The following is a 17,641-nucleotide window of genomic DNA, read 5'->3' on the forward strand; positions in this document are numbered from 1 at the left end:
GGGTCTAGGATCTGTTCACCAGGAGGGCGGCCCGACGCCCGACGTCAACCCTGGGGAGGGAAGATGACGACCACGCAGGTTGCGCAGATCCACGTCGACGTGCCGATCGAGGAGGCCTACCGTCACTGGACGGCGGTCGAGTCGTTCCCGGACTACATCGACGCAATCGACTCCGTACGGCGCATCGACGAGGTGCGCTCGCGATGGTCGGCCACGATCGAGGGCGTCTCCGACGACTTCTACGTCGACATCGTCGATCAGACCCCTCCCGAGCGTCTCGCCTGGCAGAGCACCGACGGGGTGTTCCACTACGGGCGCGTCGACCTCACGCGCGACGGCACGGGCACGCGGATCGTGCTGCGCATGGCGTGGGAGGTCGAAGGCGATGAGGGCACAGGCTCCGAGCTCGGCGACGGCCCGATGCAGCGCGACCTCGAGCGGTTCAAGGCGCTCGTCGAGGGTGCGGCTGCGGAGGAGGGAGATGCGGAGGACGGCGCCGTCGCCTCCTGACCGGCCGCGGCGTCGCGTAGGGTCGAGCGCATGGGCGTCCTCTACTACGGCTCCGAGTCGCTGCCGATCGCGATCGAGGATCGCACCCTCGCGCACCTCAAAGTCGTGATCGTGACCAAGCTCCGCCGCCACGAGAGCTTCGCCGTCTCGTGGCGCCATCCCGAGGGCGAGCCTGCAGGCCGCAGCACGATCTGGGTGCACCCCGCCATCCCGCTCCGCTTCGAGTTCGACGAGCCCGTCGCACCCGAGCTGAACCGAGCCTGGCTCGAGGAACTGGCGACCTCGGCCAATGTCCTCGGCGGTGTCACGCTCGTCGAGGAGCACATCGCACCCGCCGTGTCCTAGTCGGGGCTCTCGGCGCGCCGCCGGGCCGCCGCGTTCCCGTCGGCCCACGCCTCCGTCGCGATTCCGTCGCCCGCGTCTCCGTCTGCCCTGCGTCCGCCGGTTCGGGCCCCGCTGGCGGGCCGGTTTCAGGATGCTGCCGTGGCGAGTTGCGGTCGCGGTTCGATGCGTGCGGGCGTGCCGGGGCCGTGGTCTTCGGGTTCGTGGTGGGCGATGTCGTCGGCATCGAGAAGGGCTTGGGCGAGGTATTCGGGGGTTGTCCAGTAGTGGCGGAGCCATTCCTGGATGTCCTGTTCGATCTCGAGGTGCAGCCGCCGCTCCCGCTCCCGCTCCTCCTGCTCGCGCTGGCGCTGTTCGCGTTCCCGCTGGTGTTGTTCGCGTTCCCGCTGGTGCTGTTCGCGCTCGCGCTCGCGTTCGCGCTGGCGCTGTTCCTGCTCGCGCTCGCGTTCGCGTTGGCGTGCGCGGCGGCGCTGCTCAGCCTGCTCGCGGTCGCGGTGGTGGCGGGCGAGGGCGTCGGCGATGAGCGGGGTCGGGGTGGCGTCCGCGCGGGCCTGTGGGGGTGGCTTCTCGGTGTAGGTGTATCCGGCGGGGCTGGTCCATTCCAGGACGCCGTCGCCGAGCTGCCTGACCTGCCAGGGCGTGTGGTGCTTGTCCTGGTGGCATCCCTCGCACAGGCAGGCGAGGTTGCCCACGTCCGTGACACCGCCCTGGGCGTACGGGATGGTGTGGTCCAGGTCCGCGGTGATCGCGAGGTTGCGGCACCCGGGCGTGCGGCAGCGTTCGTCGCGGGCGAGGAGGTACCGCTTCTGCGCGGCGGTGGGGGTGTACCGGTCGACGGTGAGCAGCGCCCCGGTGTCGGGGTGGCAGAACACCCGCTCCCACCCCGCCGCGTTGCCCGCGAGCTTGCGGGCGGTGTCCGCGTCGATCGGCCCGTACCCGGCCAGGAACCCCGGCTCATCATCCAACCCCGCTAGCGTCGTCGCCGCGACCGTGACCTGCACCACCGCCCGCACCCGCGACAGCACCCGATCCACATCCCCCACCAAGCCCCGCACCGACGGCGGCGCCCCACGCGGAGGACCTCCATCCCGAGGCGATCCGTCCGGGGGTGAGGCTCCGGGATCTCGCGCGGCGTCGGCGGTGCCGGGTGGATCGGATTCCGCGTCCGCACCCACGGGGTCAGCTCCGCCGTCGGCTCTGTCGACCGTTCGCGCGGCATCCGAGACATCGGAACCCGCGCCCGCGTCCACGTCGTCCGCGTCGGGGCTGGCGCCGTCGTCCTCGGTGCCCGCATCGGGGGCCGCCGAGTCCGTGTCCGCGGTCGCACCCGCGATGTCCGTGTCGGGGTTCGTCGTGCCCGCTCCCGCGTCTGCGGCGCCCGTGCCAGCCGCGCCAGGTTCCGTTGAATCCGCGGCGCGAGCCGTCGCGCCCGCGCCGACATCCGTCGTGTCCGTGTCGGTGGTGGTCCAGGGGGCGGGGGTGTCGTCGGGGTCGCCGCACAGGGCGGACAGGACCTCGACGGCGAGGTCCGACGCGATCTGCGTCGCCGTCCGCGGCCCCTCCCCGCCCTCACCGACCCGCTCCGAATCCTCGAACCGCACACCCGACCCACCGGCCGCGCCCACACCCGCGGCGCCCGCGCCCGCGCCCGCGCCCGCGCCCACACCCGCGGCGCCCGCGCCCGCGCCCGCAACGCTTCCGGTATCCGTGGTTTCGGCGGCGCGGCGTTCCTGTCGGGCCAGGTCCCGTGCGTGCTGGCGCAGGGCCCGGGCGATCGCCTGGATCCGGGTCGCCTCGCCCACGATCTCCAGCGCCTGCGTCCCATCCGGAAGCACCTTCACCCACACACCCCGCCGCGCCATCGCCGACCGATGCCGATCCGAGAACGACCGCGGATCCAGCCTCTCCGCCAGAGCCTCCGCGAACACCCGCGTCTCGAACGGCGTCGCACCCTCCGCGTACCCGACGGCCGCGGCCTCGAACACCTCCCGCAGCCCATCCGGCAGCCGCATCCCGACCTGCCGGATCACTCCCGCGTGCCGACCCGTGATCCGCGCACCCTCCAGCGCCGCGAACGTCTCCGGGAACGACCCCACCAACACCATCGCGTCCCCCAGGCGGGTCTGCATCCGCCCCTTCGACTCCCCCAGAGCCGCCGCGAACTCCCCCGCCATCGCCCGGAACGGGAAGTCATACCGCGACGAGACCGCCCCCGACCTCGCCAGCTGCGCCCGCGCGACCTCCCCCGCCTCAGCCAGCGCCTCAATCTCCAGCGCATCCGCCTCCGCCCGCAAAGCCCGCGCCCGACGAGCCCGCTCCACCGCCGAACGCGTCACCGCGACCTCCGCCGGGGTGGGCTCCCAACCCACCCCCGCATCCTCCCGCGGCATCGTCCTCGACATACCCCCACACTACCCACCCCATCGGACATTCCACCGAACAATCCCAGCCTGTGGATAACTCCACATTCGCAAAGAGATACGAGGAAGGAAAGGCGTGAAGGACCCCTGCCTTCTCCTCCTCGCTCTGTCAACCCCGTTCTGCCTGCCCGTCGCGTGTAGTCGAATGGTCTGCACGACCGAAGGCACGACGAGAGGAGGCCCCATGGGACTCGACGACAAGATCGAGAACGCCGGGCAGGACATCGCGGGCAAGGCGAAGGAAGCCACCGGCAAGGCCACGGACAACGAAGAGCTCGAGGCCGAGGGCGAGGCCGACCAGTTCGGCGCGAAGCTCAAGAAGGCCGGAGAGAACGTCAAGGACGCCTTCAAGTAAAGAGGCCTCCTCAACGCCGGCGGCGCACTCGCGCCGCCGGCGTTGCCCTCGCACCCGGGAGTGCGACATCGCGTGATCGACGAAGACCACACGACAGACGAGGACGTGCACCATGATCGAACCCCTGCAGAACGCAGACCCCCACAGACGCGACGGTTTCCGCCGTGCCGGCGCCGCGAACGGGAGGCACCCGTCGCAGCGACCCGTGCCCATCCCGCATTTCCCGCCGTTGACCGACGGCTACCACCGTCCGACGGGACGGTGACCCGTGCTCAAGCAGATCGGCGGCCGCCGCGGCTACGCGGGCCGCGAGGTCATCGAGGGCTGCTGCGCGGATGACGACGCCTGGGCTCTCATCGCCTGGGACGGATGGGACGACGAGCGCTGGTGGGAGCTGCCAGACGGCCGCGCGATCGACGAGGTCCTCGCCGCGGGCGATATCGCGTCGCTCCCGCCGCTGCGACTCGCGTTCGAGCGCGGCGGCCGCCTCGGCGACATCCTCTGGTCCAGCACGCCCGTCGCGCCGATCGTCTCCCAGCGCTTTGCGACCGTCCTCGCCGACATGGGCGCCACGGGGTACGCCCTGATTCCGCTCGCGACGCCGGAGGGCATCCCGCCCTACTTCCTGCTGCTGCTCGACGACAACGACTTCGACGATGTGCGGGCGTTCCCCCAGGGCGCGCAGCCCGTGGATCGCCTCGACGTCTCGCGCGAGGTGATGGCGGCGCTCCGCGCGGCGCACGCCGACTGCTTCCACGTCGAGCACGCCGAGGCGGCATCGCAGCGCGAGCGGATGCGCCAGCTCACGGTGGCGATCCCCTCCTGACGGCCGATCGTGGGCGGACGCCCCTTCTCACCGAGCGGGGGAGCGGGGGACTCCGCCCACGATCCTCAGTCGAGCGGCTTCTCGAAGAGCGCGGCCGGCACGCGGCCGATCTCCGGCGGGAACTCGCGGATGCCCTGGAAGACGTACCCGCGGCCCTCGTAGTAGCTGCGGAGATCCGCGTTCGACGCGACGCAGTCGAGGCGCGCCGCGGCCCACCCGCGCGAGCGGATCATCCCCTCGGCGAACGCGAGGACGCGCCCGCCGAGGCCCTCGCCCGCCCGTGAGCGCGCGACCATGAGGCCGTGGATGTATCCGGCGTCGTCTCCCTCGGCGTCGGGCCAGAAGAGCGGGTCGTCGTCGAGCACGCGCACGGTCGCCTCGATCTCGTCGCGATCATCGAGGACGTGCCACTGGCCAGCCGCGATCTGCGCCTGGATCTCGGTGAGCGGCACCTGCCCGGGCGTCCACTGTCGGATGCCGCGCGAGAGATGCCAGCGCGCGAGCGCATCGCGCAGCGCGAGGATGGCCGGGGCGTCGTCGGTCTGAGCGGGGCGCAGCACCCGACCATCCTCTCGCATCCGGATGCCCCGATCAGATCTCGGGGACGATCCGGACGGCGCCCTTGTCGGCCGACTGTGCGAAGGCCGCGTAGGCGCGCAGTGCGGGCGAGACCTCGCGGACGCGGTTCTTCGGCCGGTAGCCCCCGCCTGCCTCGAGCGCAGCGCGACGGCGCTCGAGCTCCTCGGGGGCGACGTCGAGCGAGATCGCGCGCGTGGGGATGTCGATCGAGATGATGTCGCCGTCCTCCACGAGCGCGATGAGTCCGCCCGCCGCGGCCTCGGGGGAGACGTGTCCGATCGAGAGACCTGACGTGCCGCCCGAGAAGCGGCCGTCGGTGATGAGCGCGCAGCTCTTGCCGAGGCCGCGGCCCTTGAGGAACGACGTCGGGTACAGCATCTCCTGCATGCCAGGGCCCCCCTTGGGGCCCTCGTAGCGGATCACGACGACGTCGCCCTCCGCGACCTCCTTCGCGAGGATCTTCTGCACCGCCTCGTCCTGCGACTCGCACACGACCGCGGGGCCCGAGAACGTCCAGATCGACGGGTCGACGCCCGCGGTCTTCACGACCGCGCCGTCGACGGCGATGTTGCCGCGCAGGACCGCGAGGCCGCCGTCCTTCGAGTACGCGTGCGCGACGTCGCGGATGCAGCCGCCCTCGGCGTCGAGGTCGAGCGCCGCCCAGCGCTCGGACTGCGAGAAGGCCGTCGCCGAGCGGCGCCCGCCGGGCGCCGCGTGCCACAGCTCGACGGCCTCGTCGCTCGCGGAGCCGCCGCGGACATCCCACTCGTCGAGCCAGGCGCCCAGCGTCTGCGCGTGCACCGTGTGCACGTCCTCGTCGAGGAGCCCGCCGCGGCGCAGCTCGCCGAGGAGCGCGGGGATGCCGCCCGCGCGGTGCACATCCTCCATGTAGTAGGTCCGGCCGTTCGCGACGTTCGGCGCGACCTTCGCGAGACACGGCACGCGGCGCGAGACCTCGTCGATCTCATCGAGCCCGAACGCGACGCCGGCCTCGTGCGCGGCCGCGAGCAGGTGCAGGATCGTGTTCGTCGACCCGCCCATCGCGATGTCGAGCGCCATCGCGTTGCCGAATGCGGCAGGCGTCGCGATGCTGCGCGGGAGGACCGAGGCGTCGTCCTCGTCGTAGTAGCGGCGCGTGATGTCGACGACCAGCGAGCCGGCCTTCTCGTAGAGCGCGCGGCGCGCGGTGTGGGTCGCGAGCACCGAGCCGTTGCCCGGGAGCGAGAGGCCGATCGCCTCCGTGAGGCAGTTCATCGAGTTCGCCGTGAACATCCCCGAGCACGATCCGCAGGTGGGGCAGGCCGACTCCTCGATGCGCTGGATGTCTGCGTCAGAGACGTTCTCGTTCACGGCCTCCGAGATCGCGTCGACGAGATCGAGGGTGCGCACGGTGCCGTCGACGAGCGTCGCGCGGCCGGCCTCCATGGGCCCGCCCGAGACGAAGACGGTCGGGATGTTGAGGCGCAGAGCGGCCAGCAGCATCCCGGGCGTGATCTTGTCGCAGTTCGAGATGCACACGAGGGCGTCGGCGCAGTGCGCGTTCACCATGTACTCGACCGAGTCGGCGATGAGGTCGCGAGACGGCAGCGAGTAGAGCATGCCGCCGTGGCCCATGGCGATGCCGTCGTCGACCGCGATCGTGTTGAACTCGCGCGGCACCCCGCCCGCGGCGGTGATCGCGTCGGAGACGATGCGGCCCACAGGCGCGAGGTGCGTGTGGCCGGGCACGAACTCGGTGAACGAGTTGGCGACCGCGATGATCGGCTTCCGGCCGATGTCGGCGCCCGGGACGCCGGCGGCGCGCAGCAGTGCGCGGGCGCCGGCCATGTTGCGGCCGTGCGTGATGGTGCGAGAGCGGAGTGCGGGCATGCTCCCATCTCCGCACGTCGCAGGAAGAAGCGGGAGATGCGGTCAGTACCGGTACTGGCAGTACCATCAAAGCGTGATCCGGCCGCGCACTCCTCGTCGCGAGCAGCTCGGCGAATTCCTTCTCGCGCGCCGTCGCACGACGAGCCGCTCCGCCCTGGGGCTGCCGTTGACTGCCCGCCGCGGCGACGCCGGTCTCACCCGCGAGGAGGTCGCGACGCTCGCCGGCGTGAGCGGGTCCTGGTACACGTGGCTCGAGCAGGGGCGCGACATCAACGTCTCCCGCCAGGTGCTCGCCGCCGTCGCGCGCGTGCTCGGGCTGACCTCGGTCGAGACGGAGTACGTCTTCGCGCTCGCCGAGCAGGAGTCAGCCGAGCCCGCGCCCGAGCGCGAGGCGGTGCCCGACCATCTTCAGCGGCTCGTCGACGCCCTCGACTTTCCCGCATTCATCGTCGCGACGGACTGGGCGATCGCCGGATGGAACGCCCGGTACGCGTGGCTGTACCCGCGGATCGCGACCCTCGACGAGGCCGACCGCAACCTGCTGTGGCTCGTCTACACCGACCCCGAGCTGCGCGAGATGCTGCCCGACTGGGAGCGCGACAGCCGGCGGTTCCTCGCGGAGTTCCGCGCCGAGGCCGGGGTGCGCCTCGCCACCCCGCGGCATCGCGCGATCGTCGAGCGGCTGCGCGAGGCGAGCGATGATTTCCGCGTCCAGTGGGCCGAGCTCGAGATCCTGCGCTTCGCGTCGCGGCGGCGGATGTTCCGCCATCGCGAGGCGGGTCTGCTCGCGTTCGAGCACCATCGGCTCGTGCCATCCGACGCCTCCGACCTCCACGTCGTGATGTACGTGCCCGTCACGACCTGAACCGCGACATACTGCAGAGGATGCTTCCGCTGACGACGACCGTGTTCACGGTCGGGCACTCCAACCGGCCGATCGAGGAGTTCCTCGCGATGCTCGCCGCGAGCGGGATCGAGCTCGTGGGAGACATCCGCTCGGTGGTCGGATCGCGTCGGAACCCGCAGTTCGGGCGGGACGAGCTGCCGCGCGCGCTCGAGGACGCGGGCGTCGCATACCGGCGCCTTGAGGACCTCGGCGGGCGTCGCTACACGCGGGTCGGCGAGGAGTCGATCAACGGAGCCTGGCGCAACCGCAGCTTCCGCGCGTACGCCGACTACATGCAGACCGAGCCGTTCGCGCGCGGCGTGGACGAGCTCATCCGCCTCGCGGAGCGGCAGCGGACCGCGATCATGTGCGCCGAGGCGGTTCCGTGGCGCTGCCACCGCTCGCTCGTGGGCGACGCGCTGCTCGTGCGCGGGATCGAGGTCGTCGACATCATGAGCCCGACCGCGTCCCGGCCGCACACGCTCACGTCGTTCGCGCGCGTCGAGGGCGAGCGCGTCTGGTACCCGCCGGAGGACGACCCGGCGTGAGTCCTCAGTGGGCGGCGCGGCTGCGCTCCTCGATGAGGCGCTTGAAGCGTTCGAGGTCACGCTGTGCGAGGTCGTGGTCGAGGTCGAGCGGCAGGCCGATCGCGGCGAACGGATCGGGAGCATCCCAGGTCGTCTCGAGCGCGACATGGGTGCCGCCGTCGCGCGGCGCGAACTCGACGCGTCCGGAGTGGAGCGCGCCGTCGGTGCTCTGCCAGCAGATGCGCCGTTCGGGCACGTCGTCGACGATGTCGGCGTAGAACGTCTGCGGGGTCCGCCCGAGCCGCACCGTCCAGAACGAGCGGATGTCGTCCACCCGGCGGACGGATTCCACGAGCTCGACGAATTCGGGGAACCCCTCGACGTCCCTCCAGCGTGCGTACACCTCCCCGGGAGGCGCGTCGACGTCGATCTCTCCGGTCAGTGCTGTGCGCATGTGTGCCTCGGCTGGTCGCATGATGGAGTGCTCTCTTCGTGGACCCGAGGCTATGCTCTGCTCCTCCGTGGGATTAATGGGGTTGACGAGCGGCGCGCTTCTCCTCACGCGCGCGCGACCGCCGCCATCCGCCCCTCACGGCGTTCGAGCCGGGGTCGACGTGGAACAGATTCCCCTCGGAGGGAGAGGCGGCCATCCTGCCCACGCCGACACGGCGCATGTACGCCGACATGAACGCGTCGACGAGCCCCGGGCACAGAGGGCGCAGGTAGACGGCCGCTCCCTGCGTCCAGCCGACGACGCGACGGCGGCGCGGGCGGATGGCGAGCTCGACGATCGCGCTCGCTACGCGCTCCGCGGGCACGAGCGGAGGGAGGGGGCGGATCGCGCGGCCGGTCGCGTTCGCGGCGTGCTGGTGGATCGGGGTGTCGATCGTCGCGGGGAGGAGCAGGCACACGTCGATCTCGCCGCGCAGCTCCAGGCGCAGGACCTTCGCGAAGCCGGCGATGCCGTGCTTGCTGGCCGCGTACGCGCCGACGAACGGGGCGGGCACCACGGAGAAGACCGAGCCGAGGAGGATCATCGTGCCGTGCGCCCTCCGAAGGAGAGGGATGGCCGCACGCGCGGCCTCCATCTGCGCGATGAGATTCACCTCGATGATGCGCCGCGTCACCTCGCTCGGCGTGCTCTCGACCGTGCCGAGACTGTAGAGGGAGCTCGCGGCGACCCAGACGTCCACGCGTCGGAGGCGGCGCTCGGCCGACGCGAGCATGTCGGCGACCCCGTCTTCGTCGACGATGTCGAGGGGGAACGTCAGGACGTCGGCCGCGCCGAGGCTGCGGCACTCGTCTGCGGCGGCATCGAGGCTCGCCGGCGTGCGCGCGCAGAGCACCAGACGCGCTCCGTGCCGCGCGAAGGCGTGCGCAGCCGCGCGCCCGATGCCGCTCGAGGCGCCGAGCACCACGACCACGGTGTCCGAGTCGATGCGGCCTCTCATGGCCGCTCGCGTGCTGCCATCGGTTCCTCCCGTCGGTGCCATCCCTAACACCGCCGATCGGCGCGCGGCAAGCCCCTGGCGGACGCGGCGGTGCGGACGCAGGGTGCTCTCATGCGCGATCGATCGAGATCCTGGAGCGTGGTGGCCGAGGGGGTCCACCGGCTCGATGTCGCGCACGTGAACTGCTATCTCGTCGTGCGCCCCGACGGCATGACCCTCGTCGACGCGGGCCTGCCCGGCACGTGGGGCGCGCTCCGGGAAGCGCTCGGCCACCTCCGCGCGACACCGGCCGACATCGACGCCGTGGTTCTCACGCACGGCCATTTCGATCACGTCGGGATCGCCCGGCGGCTGCAGCGCGCGCACGAGACGCCCGTGCACGTCCACGCGCGGGACCGACGCCTCGCGCGCCATCCGTACCTCTACCGCCCCGAGCGCGCCCGGCCGCCGTACCTCGCCCGGTATCCGAAGGCGCTCCCCGTGCTCGGCGACATGGTCCTGCACGGAGCGCTCGGCGTACGCGGCGTGACTGCGCGCGCGTCGCTCGCGAACGGCCATCCGCTCGATGTGCCGGGATCGCCCGTGCCGCTGTGGACGCCGGGGCACACCGACGGGCACTGTGCGCTTCTCTTCGACGAGATCGGGATCCTCTTCTCGGGCGACGCGATCGTCACGCTCGACCCGTACACCGCCGAGACCGGGCCGCGCCTCGTCGCGAACGCCGCGACGGCCGACAGCAGGGCCGCGCTCGCGTCGCTCGACGCGCTCGCGCAGGTCGAGGCGCCGCTCATGCTGCCCGGCCACGGCGAGCCGTGGCGCGACGGTCTCCGCGCGGCCGCACGTCTGGCCCGGGCCGCGGGCGCCCGCTGACGCTGGCACCTGCCCCGCCAGTGCACTATGGTGCACCTATGACCTCTGCGGCATTCACGGGTGTGAGCGCGTTCCCGCTCACGCCGCTGCGCGACGACGTGCTCGACTACGCCGCGTACGCGGGCCTCGTGGAGCGCCTGGCGCGCAGCGAGGTCGACACCATCACCGCGCTCGGCTCGACAGGCTGCTCCCCGTACCTGTCGCGCTCCGAGCGTGCGGAGGCGGCGCGCATCGCGGTCGAGAGCGCGGGCGAGAAGCCCGTGCTCGTCGGGATCGGCGCGCTGCGGGCGAGCGAGGTGCGCGCGCTCGCCGCCGACGCGCAGGAGGCGGGAGCGGCGGGTCTGCTCCTGCCCGCGCTGAGCTACCAGCCTCTGACCCACGACGAGGTCTTCGCTCTCTTCGAAGCGGTGACGGCCGAGGTGTCGGTGCCTGTGGTCGTCTACGACAACCCGACGACGACGGGTTTCGCCTTCACCGACGATCTCCTCGAGCGTGTGGCGGCGCTGCCGCACATCGCCTCGATCAAGATCCCCGGCGTGCCCGCCGAGCCGCTCGCCGCCCGGGAGCGCGTGCGTGCTCTGCAGGGGCGCATCCCGGAGAGCGTGAGCGTCGGCATCTCGGTCGACCCGCTCGCCGCCGCGGGCCTCGCCGCCGGCTGCGCCGTCTGGTACTCAGTGGTGGGCGGCCTCTTCCCGCAGGCGGCGATGGCGATCGCCGAGCCGGCCGGCCGCGGCGATCACGCCGCCGCGGCGGCGGCATCCGAGCGCCTCGAGCCGCTGTGGCAGCTCTTCCGCGCGCACGGGAGCCTGCGCGTCGTCGCCGCGCTCGCGGGTCATCTCGGTCTCACGGCGGATGACCCGCTGCCGCGACCGCTCCGCGCGCTCGAGGGGGACGCGCGGCGGCGGGCCGTCGAGGTCGCGCACGAGCTGGGCCTCGACGAGGAGCTCTGAGGAGGGCGGATCACCCGTCCGGCTGAGGCCGACCGCTCGGCTCGCCGGACGTCCGCGCCTGGACCTCGCGGTACGACGGATCGCGGATCGCGTGGATCCACGGCGCCACCGTCGCGCCCGGCGGAACATGCGCGCCCACGTCGATGCGCTCTGACGTGTCGAGCGCGCCGGCCTCGTGCCGGAGGGTGAGCTCGGCGAAGGGATGCCAGCGCCCGGTCGGGGTGGCGACGTGCAGGCGCAGGCGCCAGGGCGTCTCGCGCAGGGCGGCGGCCAGAGCGGATGGCTCGCTCGGCAGATCGCTCGGCGCGAGCGGCCACGCGGCGAGCAGCAGAGAGCCCCGGGAGCCCGTGTAGGGGAGGAAGGTGCTCAGCCATGCCGCCGAGGGCGACCGGTGCGCCGTGAGAAGCCAGCGGGAGACGGGCCCACGCCCCGTCGACGCCAGCGCGAGGTGCACGGGGCCGCGTTCATCGTCCACGCGGAGCGCAAGGCCGATCACGTCGGACAGGGGCGCGGGCACGCCGATCGAGCGCGACGCTCGGGCCGACACGCGCTGCGGGCCGTCCGGAGGCTCGTCGACCCAGGCGATCCCCGAGGCGCTCGGGCCGAGCCATCGCATCTCGCCCGTGAGGGCGACGCCATGGGGATGCACGGGGCGCGGATGGCGCAGGCGCACGAGTCCCGAGAAGAGCGCCTTCAGGACCGCGCCGGCGAGCGAGGTGATGCGATGCATGCGTCCATCCCAGCCTTCGCCGACGCGCGCGGGTAATCCCTTGCAATGTCCGGCGGACAATGCGTAGCGTCTCGCTCCAGGCGTTGACAACGATGTCAGCCCCCGCGCGACGAAGGGCGAACACCATCCCATGACGAAGAGACGACTCCTGCGCTTGGCCGCGATCGCGGCCGCCACTGCTCTCGGATGCTCCCTCGCGGCATCGCCCGCATGGGGCGCGGACGAGCCGCCACCGCCCGAGACCGAGCAGCACCGGCCGTACCTCCACTTCACGCCCGAGCGCAACTGGATGAACGACCCGAACGGACTCGTCTTCGAGAACGGCACGTGGCACCTGTTCTTCCAGCACAACCCTCATGGCACGCGCTGGGGCAACATGAGCTGGGGGCACGCGACGAGCACGGATCTCGTGCACTGGGAGGAGCAGCCGCTCGCGATCCCCCGCGGCTTCGACGAGAGCGGCACCGAGATCGAGCAGATCTTCTCGGGCTCCGTGGTCTACGACGAGGCGAATACGAGCGGTTTCGGGACGAACGAGAACCCTCCGCTCGTGGCGATCTACACGAGCGCGTACACCCCGCACCACCCGACCCATCTCGGCATCCAGGCGCAGTCGCTCGCGTACAGCCTCGACCACGGCCGGACGTGGACGAAGTACGAGGGGAATCCCGTGCTCGACCGCGGCTCGCAGAACTTCCGCGACCCGAAGGTCATCCCGTACACCGATCCCGAATCGGGTGAGACGTACTGGGTGATGGTCGCCGTGGAGGCGCTCGATCACAAGGTCGTGCTGTACCGCAGCGATGACCTCCGCACGTGGACGCATCTCAGCGACTTCGGCCCGGCGAACGCGGTCGGCGGCATCTGGGAGTGCCCTGACCTCTTCCCGCTTCCGGTCGACGGCGATCCCGCGAACACCAAGTGGGTTCTCGTCGTGAACCTCAACCCGGGCGCACCAGCCGGCGGGTCGGGTGGCCAGTATTTCGTCGGCGAGTTCGATGGCACGACCTTCACCTCCGAGAGCACCGTCGCGGGCGATACTCTGCCGCAAGGGGAGCTGTTCGCGGGGTTCGACGGCGGGGGCTACGACGGCTGGACGGTCATGAACGAGCAAGGGGGCACCGGTCCGTGGGGCGCGGCTCCCGCGCCCGGCACGCTGGACGGCCAGAACCCCGTGACCGGCTTCGTCGGCAGTGGTCTGGTCAACGGCTTCGTCGGCGGCGACGGGCCGGTCGGCTCGATGGAGTCGCCGCCGTTCACGGTGTCGGAGTCGCACGTCAACCTCCTCGTGGGAGGCGGGAGCCATCCGCGTGTGGACGGCACCCAGCTCGGCAACGAACCGCCCGAGGGTCGCCTTCTCTTCGATGGCTTCGAGCTGCCCGACGGCACGGACCTCGCCGACGCCGGATGGGAGCTCACGGGCGACTTCGCGACGGATCCGTCGCGCAACCCGTCGACCACAGGTGGGGACTACTATCTGGGAGCCAAGCGTCTGAATACGTGGGAGGGTGGGCCGAAGGGCGACGAGAACCTCGGCGACCTCACGTCGCCCGCCTTCGCGATCGAGCCCGGCGAGGACCACCTGTCGTTCCTCATCGGCGGTGGCAAGCGTGCGAACGGGACCCTCGAGGTGCGCCTGATCGTGGACGGGCAGGTCGTCCGCACCGCGACCGGGCCGGAGGCCGGCCAGCTCAACTGGCAGTCCTGGGATGTGTCGGAGTTCGCCGGGAGCGAAGCGCGCTTCCAGGTGCATGACGACGCGACAGGCGGGTGGGGACACCTCACGGTCGATCACCTCGTGCTGGGTGCGGAGCCCGCGCAGCCGCGCTCCGAGGAGACAAGCGTGAGTCTCGTCGTCGACGGCGAGGTGGTGCGGACCGCGACCGGAGCGAACAGCGAGACCCTCGACTGGGTGAGCTGGGACGTCGAGGAGTACCTCGGGCGCGAGGCGACCATCCGCATCGTCGACAACAACCGGTTCGGCTGGGGGCACATCCTCGTCGACCAGATCATGTTCGGACCGGAGGCGGCTGCCCCCCGCATCGAGTCCTACGACTGGCTCGACTGGGGGCGTGACGCGTACGCGACCGTGTCGTTCAACGGCGCGCCGGACGGGCGTCGCGTGCTCCTGGGGTGGATGAACAACTGGGACTACGCGAACGACATCCCGACCGGCTCATGGCGCAGCGCTATGGCGCTGCCTCGCGAGGTCGAGCTCGCGTCCACTCCCGAGGGGCCGCGTCTCGTCCAGCACGTCGTACCCGAGTTCGCGCAGCTCGAGCAGTCGGACCGCGCGTGGAACGCACCGGCCGGACCGATCGCCGACGGCGCGGCGACGCTCCCCGTCGAGGGCGACGTGCTGAGGATCGACGCCGTGCTCGCACCCGGCGGTGCCGACGCCGTCGGACTCAGCGTCCTCGGAGACGACGAGAGCGCGACTCGGATCGGCTACGCGGACGGGCGCCTCTTCGTCGACCGGCGCGACTCGGGCGACGTGGCGTTCCACCCCGCGTTCCCGTCCCTCGACGACGCCCCCGTCGCGCTGGAAGACGGCCGGGTCGCGATCACGGCCTACGTCGACCGCGCGAGCGTCGAGGTCCTCACAGCCGACGGCGAGATCTCGATCACCGACCAGGTGTTCCCGAACGAGGGCGCGGACCGCCTGGCGCTCTGGGCTGAGGGAGACGGCGCGATGGTCGAGTCCCTCACGATCACGCCGATGCACGGGGCGATGTGGAAGGAGGCCGGCGCGGACGACGCGACCGCGACGCCCCCGGCCGCCGAGGTGAGCGCCCTCACCGGCCCGAGGCGTGGACCGGATGCCGATGGCGACTTCTCGATCAAGGTGAAGGTCGGCAAGGGGCAGCCCACGACGGTCGTCCGGCTGCTCGAGGACGGACGCGTCATCGGCCGCGTCCACCGCGCCGTCGCGAGCGATCGCGTCGTCGAGTTCCTGGTCAGCGGCGCCTCGCCGGGCGCGCACGAGTACCGCGTCGAGCTCGAGAACTCGGTCGGCGTCGTCGACGGCGGCGCAGTCCGCGTCGGCGTCGCGGGGTGAGTCGGGGTGTCCCGGGGCTCGTCCCCGGGGCACCCCGCTCACGCGGGAGCGGCGATCTCGCCACTCCCGCGTGGGATGAGGCTCGTCTGCACGACGATCCGGCGGGCGGAGGCGTCCTCGCCTTCGAGCCGCGCGAAGAGCAGCTCGACAGCGCGGCGACCGATCTCCTGCGGGTCCTGCGCTGCGACGGTGATGCCCGGATCGAGGAGGTCCGCGAGGGGCAGGTCATCGAACCCGACGAGCGCGACCCGATGCTGGAGACCAGCCTCGCGCAGGGCGTGGAGTGCGCCGACGGTGACAAGGTTCTGGCTGCTGAACACGGCGGTGGGCGGCGTCTCGAGCGCGAGGAGCTCGGCGAGCGCCGCGCGCGCCTGCTCGGGGGTGTGCAGCTCGGTGACGGTCGGCGCGAGGGCGGTCGGGACGCCCGCCGCCCCGAGCGCGTCGAAGAATCCCGCTTGGCGCATCCGTGCGGTCTCGATGTCAAGCCGATCGGCGAGAAGGGCGATGCGGCGGTGCCCGTGCCGGATCAGGTGGGCCGTGGCTGCGGCTGCCCCGTCGCGGTTGTCGCTCGCGACCTGGTCGACCTCGGCGAGCGGGTCGCGGTCGACGAACACAGCCGGGATGCCCCGCGCGCGGAGCGTCTCGAGGTAGGCGGGGCGCGCCTGGGCCGTCGTGAGGATGAGTCCGTCCACTCGGCGCTGCAGGAAGGTCCGCACCGCAAGGTCCTCGCGGTGCGGGTCGTCGTCCATGCTCGCGGCGAGCACGGCCACGCCGCGGGGAGAGGCCGCGTCCTCGACCGCGCGGTGCACGGCGCCCGCGAACGGGTTGTCGACGCTTCCGACCAGGAGCCCGATCGTCCGCGTGCGTCCGTCGGCCCTGCGCAGGCTGCCGGCCTGGAGGTCTACGTGGTAGTCCAGCGTGCGCACCGCGTCCCAGACCTTCGCCGCCGTCGCCGCAGCGACGTTCGGCTCGCCGTTGACCACGCGCGAGACGGTCTTGATCCCGACACCCGCGAGCGCCGCCACGTGCTTCATGGTCGCCCGGGGTCTGCGGGCGTGGTCTTCTGCCAAATCTGACATCGATGTCACATTCTCATCTCGGCGACGGTTTGTCCCCTTGACTCTATCCGAGCCCTCGGATACAAACGTCACTGACATCGTTGTCATCACCTGGAGGTCTCAATGACGAAGCACAGCATCCGGTCCCGCTCCCTCATCGCGGTCGGCCTCGCGACGACCGCCGCGCTCGCGCTCTCCGGCTGTGCCGGTTCCGCGTCGAGTGGCGACCCAGACGCGATCGGCGTCTCGCTCATCGTGAAGACGAACTCGAACCCGTTCTTCATCGCGATGGAGGAGGGCGCCCGCGCTGCGGCAGAAGAACACGGCGTGAGCCTCACGGTCGCCGCCGGCAAGGAGGATGGCGACGAGGACACCCAGATCCAAGCCATCGAGGCCGCGATCTCGAAGGGCGACCAGGGCATCCTCATCACCCCGAACGGTCCCTCCGTCCTCGACGCGATCCAGAAGGCGCGCGACGCCGGGCTCTACGTCATCGCCCTCGACACCGTGCCCGAGCCGGCCGACGCGGTCGACATCACTTTCGCCACGGACAACTTCCTCGCGGGACAGCTGATCGGCCAGTGGACGGCCGGCGCGCTCGGCGGGGAGGACGCCGTGATCGGCATGATCGATCTCTTCGACGACAAGGTCGTCACGGTGGACTACAGCCGCGACCAGGGCTTCCTCGACGGGCTCGGCGTCGATCTCGGCGATCCGGCGGTCAACGGCGACGAGGCCGCGAGCGGCGAGTACTCGGGCGGCTCATACACGATCGTCGGCAACGAGGCGTCGCAGGGCGCCGAGGACGGCGGACGCGCGGCGATGGAGAACCTCCTCGCGAAGAACCCCGACATCAACGTCGTCTACACGATCAACGAGCCCGCGGCCTACGGCGCATATCAGGCGCTCGAGGCAGCGGGCAAGAGCCCCGAGGACGTCATCATCGTCTCGGTGGACGGCGGATGCGCCGGCGTCGGCCAGGTCGCGGACGGCATCATCGACGCCACGAGCCAGCAGTACCCCGTCAAGATGGCGGAGCTCGGCGTCGAGGCGATCGCGCAGCTCGCAGAGACGGGCGAGACCCCCGAGGTCAGCGAGGGCCTGGACTTCTACAACACAGGCGTCGCGCTCGTGACCGACACGCCCGTGGACGGCGTCGACTCGATCGACACCGCCGAGGGCGCGGACCTCTGCTGGGGTGCCGAATAGG

At 71.7% G+C, this 17,641-nt stretch carries 17 protein-coding genes; 10 read left to right on the forward strand and 7 right to left on the reverse strand.

Annotated elements, in window-relative coordinates; genetic code table 11:
• Window positions 1–63: 63 nt before the first annotated feature.
• Window positions 64–510, forward strand: coding sequence for an SRPBCC family protein (locus M1D56_RS00610; RefSeq protein WP_456284329.1), 447 nt, complete (start codon window positions 64–66; stop codon window positions 508–510).
• Between the two features lie 30 nt (window positions 511–540).
• A complete protein-coding gene (locus M1D56_RS00615; RefSeq protein ID WP_271172676.1) occupies window positions 541–855 on the forward strand; it encodes a DUF7882 family protein in 315 nt (104 codons plus the stop codon).
• A gap of 125 nt (window positions 856–980) precedes the next feature.
• Here the strand turns inward: M1D56_RS00615 and M1D56_RS00620 are convergent, their stop codons facing one another.
• Window positions 981–3,221, reverse strand: coding sequence for an HNH endonuclease (locus M1D56_RS00620; protein WP_456284330.1), 2,241 nt, complete (start codon window positions 3,219–3,221; stop codon window positions 981–983).
• 235 nt (window positions 3,222–3,456) lie between these two features.
• Here M1D56_RS00620 and M1D56_RS00625 point away from each other — a divergent pair, with 235 nt between their 5' ends.
• Window positions 3,457–3,627, forward strand: a complete 171-nt coding sequence (locus M1D56_RS00625; protein WP_271174638.1) for a CsbD family protein — start codon at window positions 3,457–3,459, stop codon at window positions 3,625–3,627.
• 268 nt (window positions 3,628–3,895) lie between these two features.
• Window positions 3,896–4,453 (forward strand): hypothetical protein, encoded by a 558-nt coding sequence (locus M1D56_RS00630; RefSeq protein WP_456284331.1) that lies wholly within the window; start codon window positions 3,896–3,898, stop codon window positions 4,451–4,453.
• Between the two features lie 65 nt (window positions 4,454–4,518).
• Here M1D56_RS00630 and M1D56_RS00635 read toward each other — a convergent pair whose 3' ends face one another.
• Together M1D56_RS00635 and ilvD are read right to left on the reverse strand one after the other, a co-directional pair.
• On the reverse strand, window positions 4,519–5,013 hold the full coding sequence (locus tag M1D56_RS00635; RefSeq protein ID WP_456284332.1) for a GNAT family N-acetyltransferase: 495 nt from the start codon (window positions 5,011–5,013) through the stop codon (window positions 4,519–4,521).
• 31 nt (window positions 5,014–5,044) lie between these two features.
• The gene (gene ilvD, locus M1D56_RS00640) at window positions 5,045–6,901 is read right to left on the reverse strand and encodes a dihydroxy-acid dehydratase (RefSeq protein WP_456284333.1); all 1,857 of its coding nucleotides are present in this window, start codon (window positions 6,899–6,901) and stop codon (window positions 5,045–5,047) included.
• Between the two features lie 73 nt (window positions 6,902–6,974).
• On the opposite strand from ilvD, the gene M1D56_RS00645 reads away from it, so the two are divergent.
• The gene (locus tag M1D56_RS00645; RefSeq protein WP_282980410.1) at window positions 6,975–7,766 is read left to right on the forward strand and encodes a helix-turn-helix domain-containing protein; all 792 of its coding nucleotides are present in this window, start codon (window positions 6,975–6,977) and stop codon (window positions 7,764–7,766) included.
• A 20-nt stretch (window positions 7,767–7,786) separates the two neighbouring features.
• Window positions 7,787–8,335, forward strand: coding sequence for a DUF488 domain-containing protein (locus tag M1D56_RS00650; protein WP_456284334.1), 549 nt, complete (start codon window positions 7,787–7,789; stop codon window positions 8,333–8,335).
• A 4-nt stretch (window positions 8,336–8,339) separates the two neighbouring features.
• Here the strand turns inward: M1D56_RS00650 and M1D56_RS00655 are convergent, their stop codons facing one another.
• Both M1D56_RS00655 and M1D56_RS00660 read right to left on the reverse strand, forming a co-directional pair.
• Window positions 8,340–8,768, reverse strand: a complete 429-nt coding sequence (locus M1D56_RS00655; RefSeq protein WP_456284335.1) for an SRPBCC family protein — start codon at window positions 8,766–8,768, stop codon at window positions 8,340–8,342.
• Window positions 8,769–8,841: 73 nt separating this feature from the next.
• Window positions 8,842–9,765, reverse strand: a complete 924-nt coding sequence (locus M1D56_RS00660) for an SDR family NAD(P)-dependent oxidoreductase (protein WP_456284336.1) — start codon at window positions 9,763–9,765, stop codon at window positions 8,842–8,844.
• A 141-nt stretch (window positions 9,766–9,906) separates the two neighbouring features.
• On the opposite strand from M1D56_RS00660, the gene M1D56_RS00665 reads away from it, so the two are divergent.
• Window positions 9,907–10,635, forward strand: a complete 729-nt coding sequence (locus M1D56_RS00665; RefSeq protein WP_456284337.1) for an MBL fold metallo-hydrolase — start codon at window positions 9,907–9,909, stop codon at window positions 10,633–10,635.
• 38 nt (window positions 10,636–10,673) lie between these two features.
• Complete coding sequence (locus M1D56_RS00670) at window positions 10,674–11,585, forward strand: dihydrodipicolinate synthase family protein (RefSeq protein WP_456284338.1); 912 nt, start codon at window positions 10,674–10,676, stop codon at window positions 11,583–11,585.
• 10 nt (window positions 11,586–11,595) lie between these two features.
• Here M1D56_RS00670 and M1D56_RS00675 read toward each other — a convergent pair whose 3' ends face one another.
• Window positions 11,596–12,315: a hypothetical protein gene (locus tag M1D56_RS00675; protein WP_456284339.1), complete on the reverse strand. Its 720-nt coding sequence runs from the start codon at window positions 12,313–12,315 to the stop codon at window positions 11,596–11,598.
• Window positions 12,316–12,445: 130 nt separating this feature from the next.
• Between M1D56_RS00675 and M1D56_RS00680 the strand changes: the two genes are divergently transcribed.
• Window positions 12,446–15,373 carry a GH32 C-terminal domain-containing protein gene (locus M1D56_RS00680; RefSeq protein WP_456284340.1) on the forward strand — a complete coding sequence of 976 codons (2,928 nt, stop codon included), beginning with the start codon at window positions 12,446–12,448 and terminating at the stop codon, window positions 15,371–15,373.
• A gap of 38 nt (window positions 15,374–15,411) precedes the next feature.
• Here M1D56_RS00680 and M1D56_RS00685 read toward each other — a convergent pair whose 3' ends face one another.
• A complete protein-coding gene (locus M1D56_RS00685) occupies window positions 15,412–16,407 on the reverse strand; it encodes a LacI family DNA-binding transcriptional regulator (RefSeq protein ID WP_456284341.1) in 996 nt (331 codons plus the stop codon).
• A 147-nt stretch (window positions 16,408–16,554) separates the two neighbouring features.
• Between M1D56_RS00685 and M1D56_RS00690 the strand changes: the two genes are divergently transcribed.
• A complete protein-coding gene (locus M1D56_RS00690) occupies window positions 16,555–17,640 on the forward strand; it encodes a substrate-binding domain-containing protein (RefSeq protein ID WP_456284342.1) in 1,086 nt (361 codons plus the stop codon).
• Window position 17,641 lies beyond the last annotated feature (1 nt).

It is taken from the genome of Microbacterium sp. JZ101, assembly GCF_053903175.1.

Coding starts and splice junctions, on each gene's coding strand:
- M1D56_RS00610 (WP_456284329.1), top strand. CDS start 64: ATGACGACCACGCAGGTTGCGCAGATCCACGTCGACGTGCCGATCGAG.
- M1D56_RS00615 (WP_271172676.1), top strand. CDS start 541: ATGGGCGTCCTCTACTACGGCTCCGAGTCGCTGCCGATCGCGATCGAG.
- M1D56_RS00625 (WP_271174638.1), top strand. CDS start 3,457: ATGGGACTCGACGACAAGATCGAGAACGCCGGGCAGGACATCGCGGGC.
- ilvD (WP_456284333.1), bottom strand. CDS start 6,901: ATGCCCGCACTCCGCTCTCGCACCATCACGCACGGCCGCAACATGGCC.
- M1D56_RS00650 (WP_456284334.1), top strand. CDS start 7,787: ATGCTTCCGCTGACGACGACCGTGTTCACGGTCGGGCACTCCAACCGG.
- M1D56_RS00655 (WP_456284335.1), bottom strand. CDS start 8,768: ATGCGCACAGCACTGACCGGAGAGATCGACGTCGACGCGCCTCCCGGG.
- M1D56_RS00660 (WP_456284336.1), bottom strand. CDS start 9,765: ATGAGAGGCCGCATCGACTCGGACACCGTGGTCGTGGTGCTCGGCGCC.
- M1D56_RS00670 (WP_456284338.1), top strand. CDS start 10,674: ATGACCTCTGCGGCATTCACGGGTGTGAGCGCGTTCCCGCTCACGCCG.
- M1D56_RS00675 (WP_456284339.1), bottom strand. CDS start 12,315: ATGCATCGCATCACCTCGCTCGCCGGCGCGGTCCTGAAGGCGCTCTTC.
- M1D56_RS00680 (WP_456284340.1), top strand. CDS start 12,446: ATGACGAAGAGACGACTCCTGCGCTTGGCCGCGATCGCGGCCGCCACT.
- M1D56_RS00685 (WP_456284341.1), bottom strand. CDS start 16,407: ATGAAGCACGTGGCGGCGCTCGCGGGTGTCGGGATCAAGACCGTCTCG.
- M1D56_RS00690 (WP_456284342.1), top strand. CDS start 16,555: ATGACGAAGCACAGCATCCGGTCCCGCTCCCTCATCGCGGTCGGCCTC.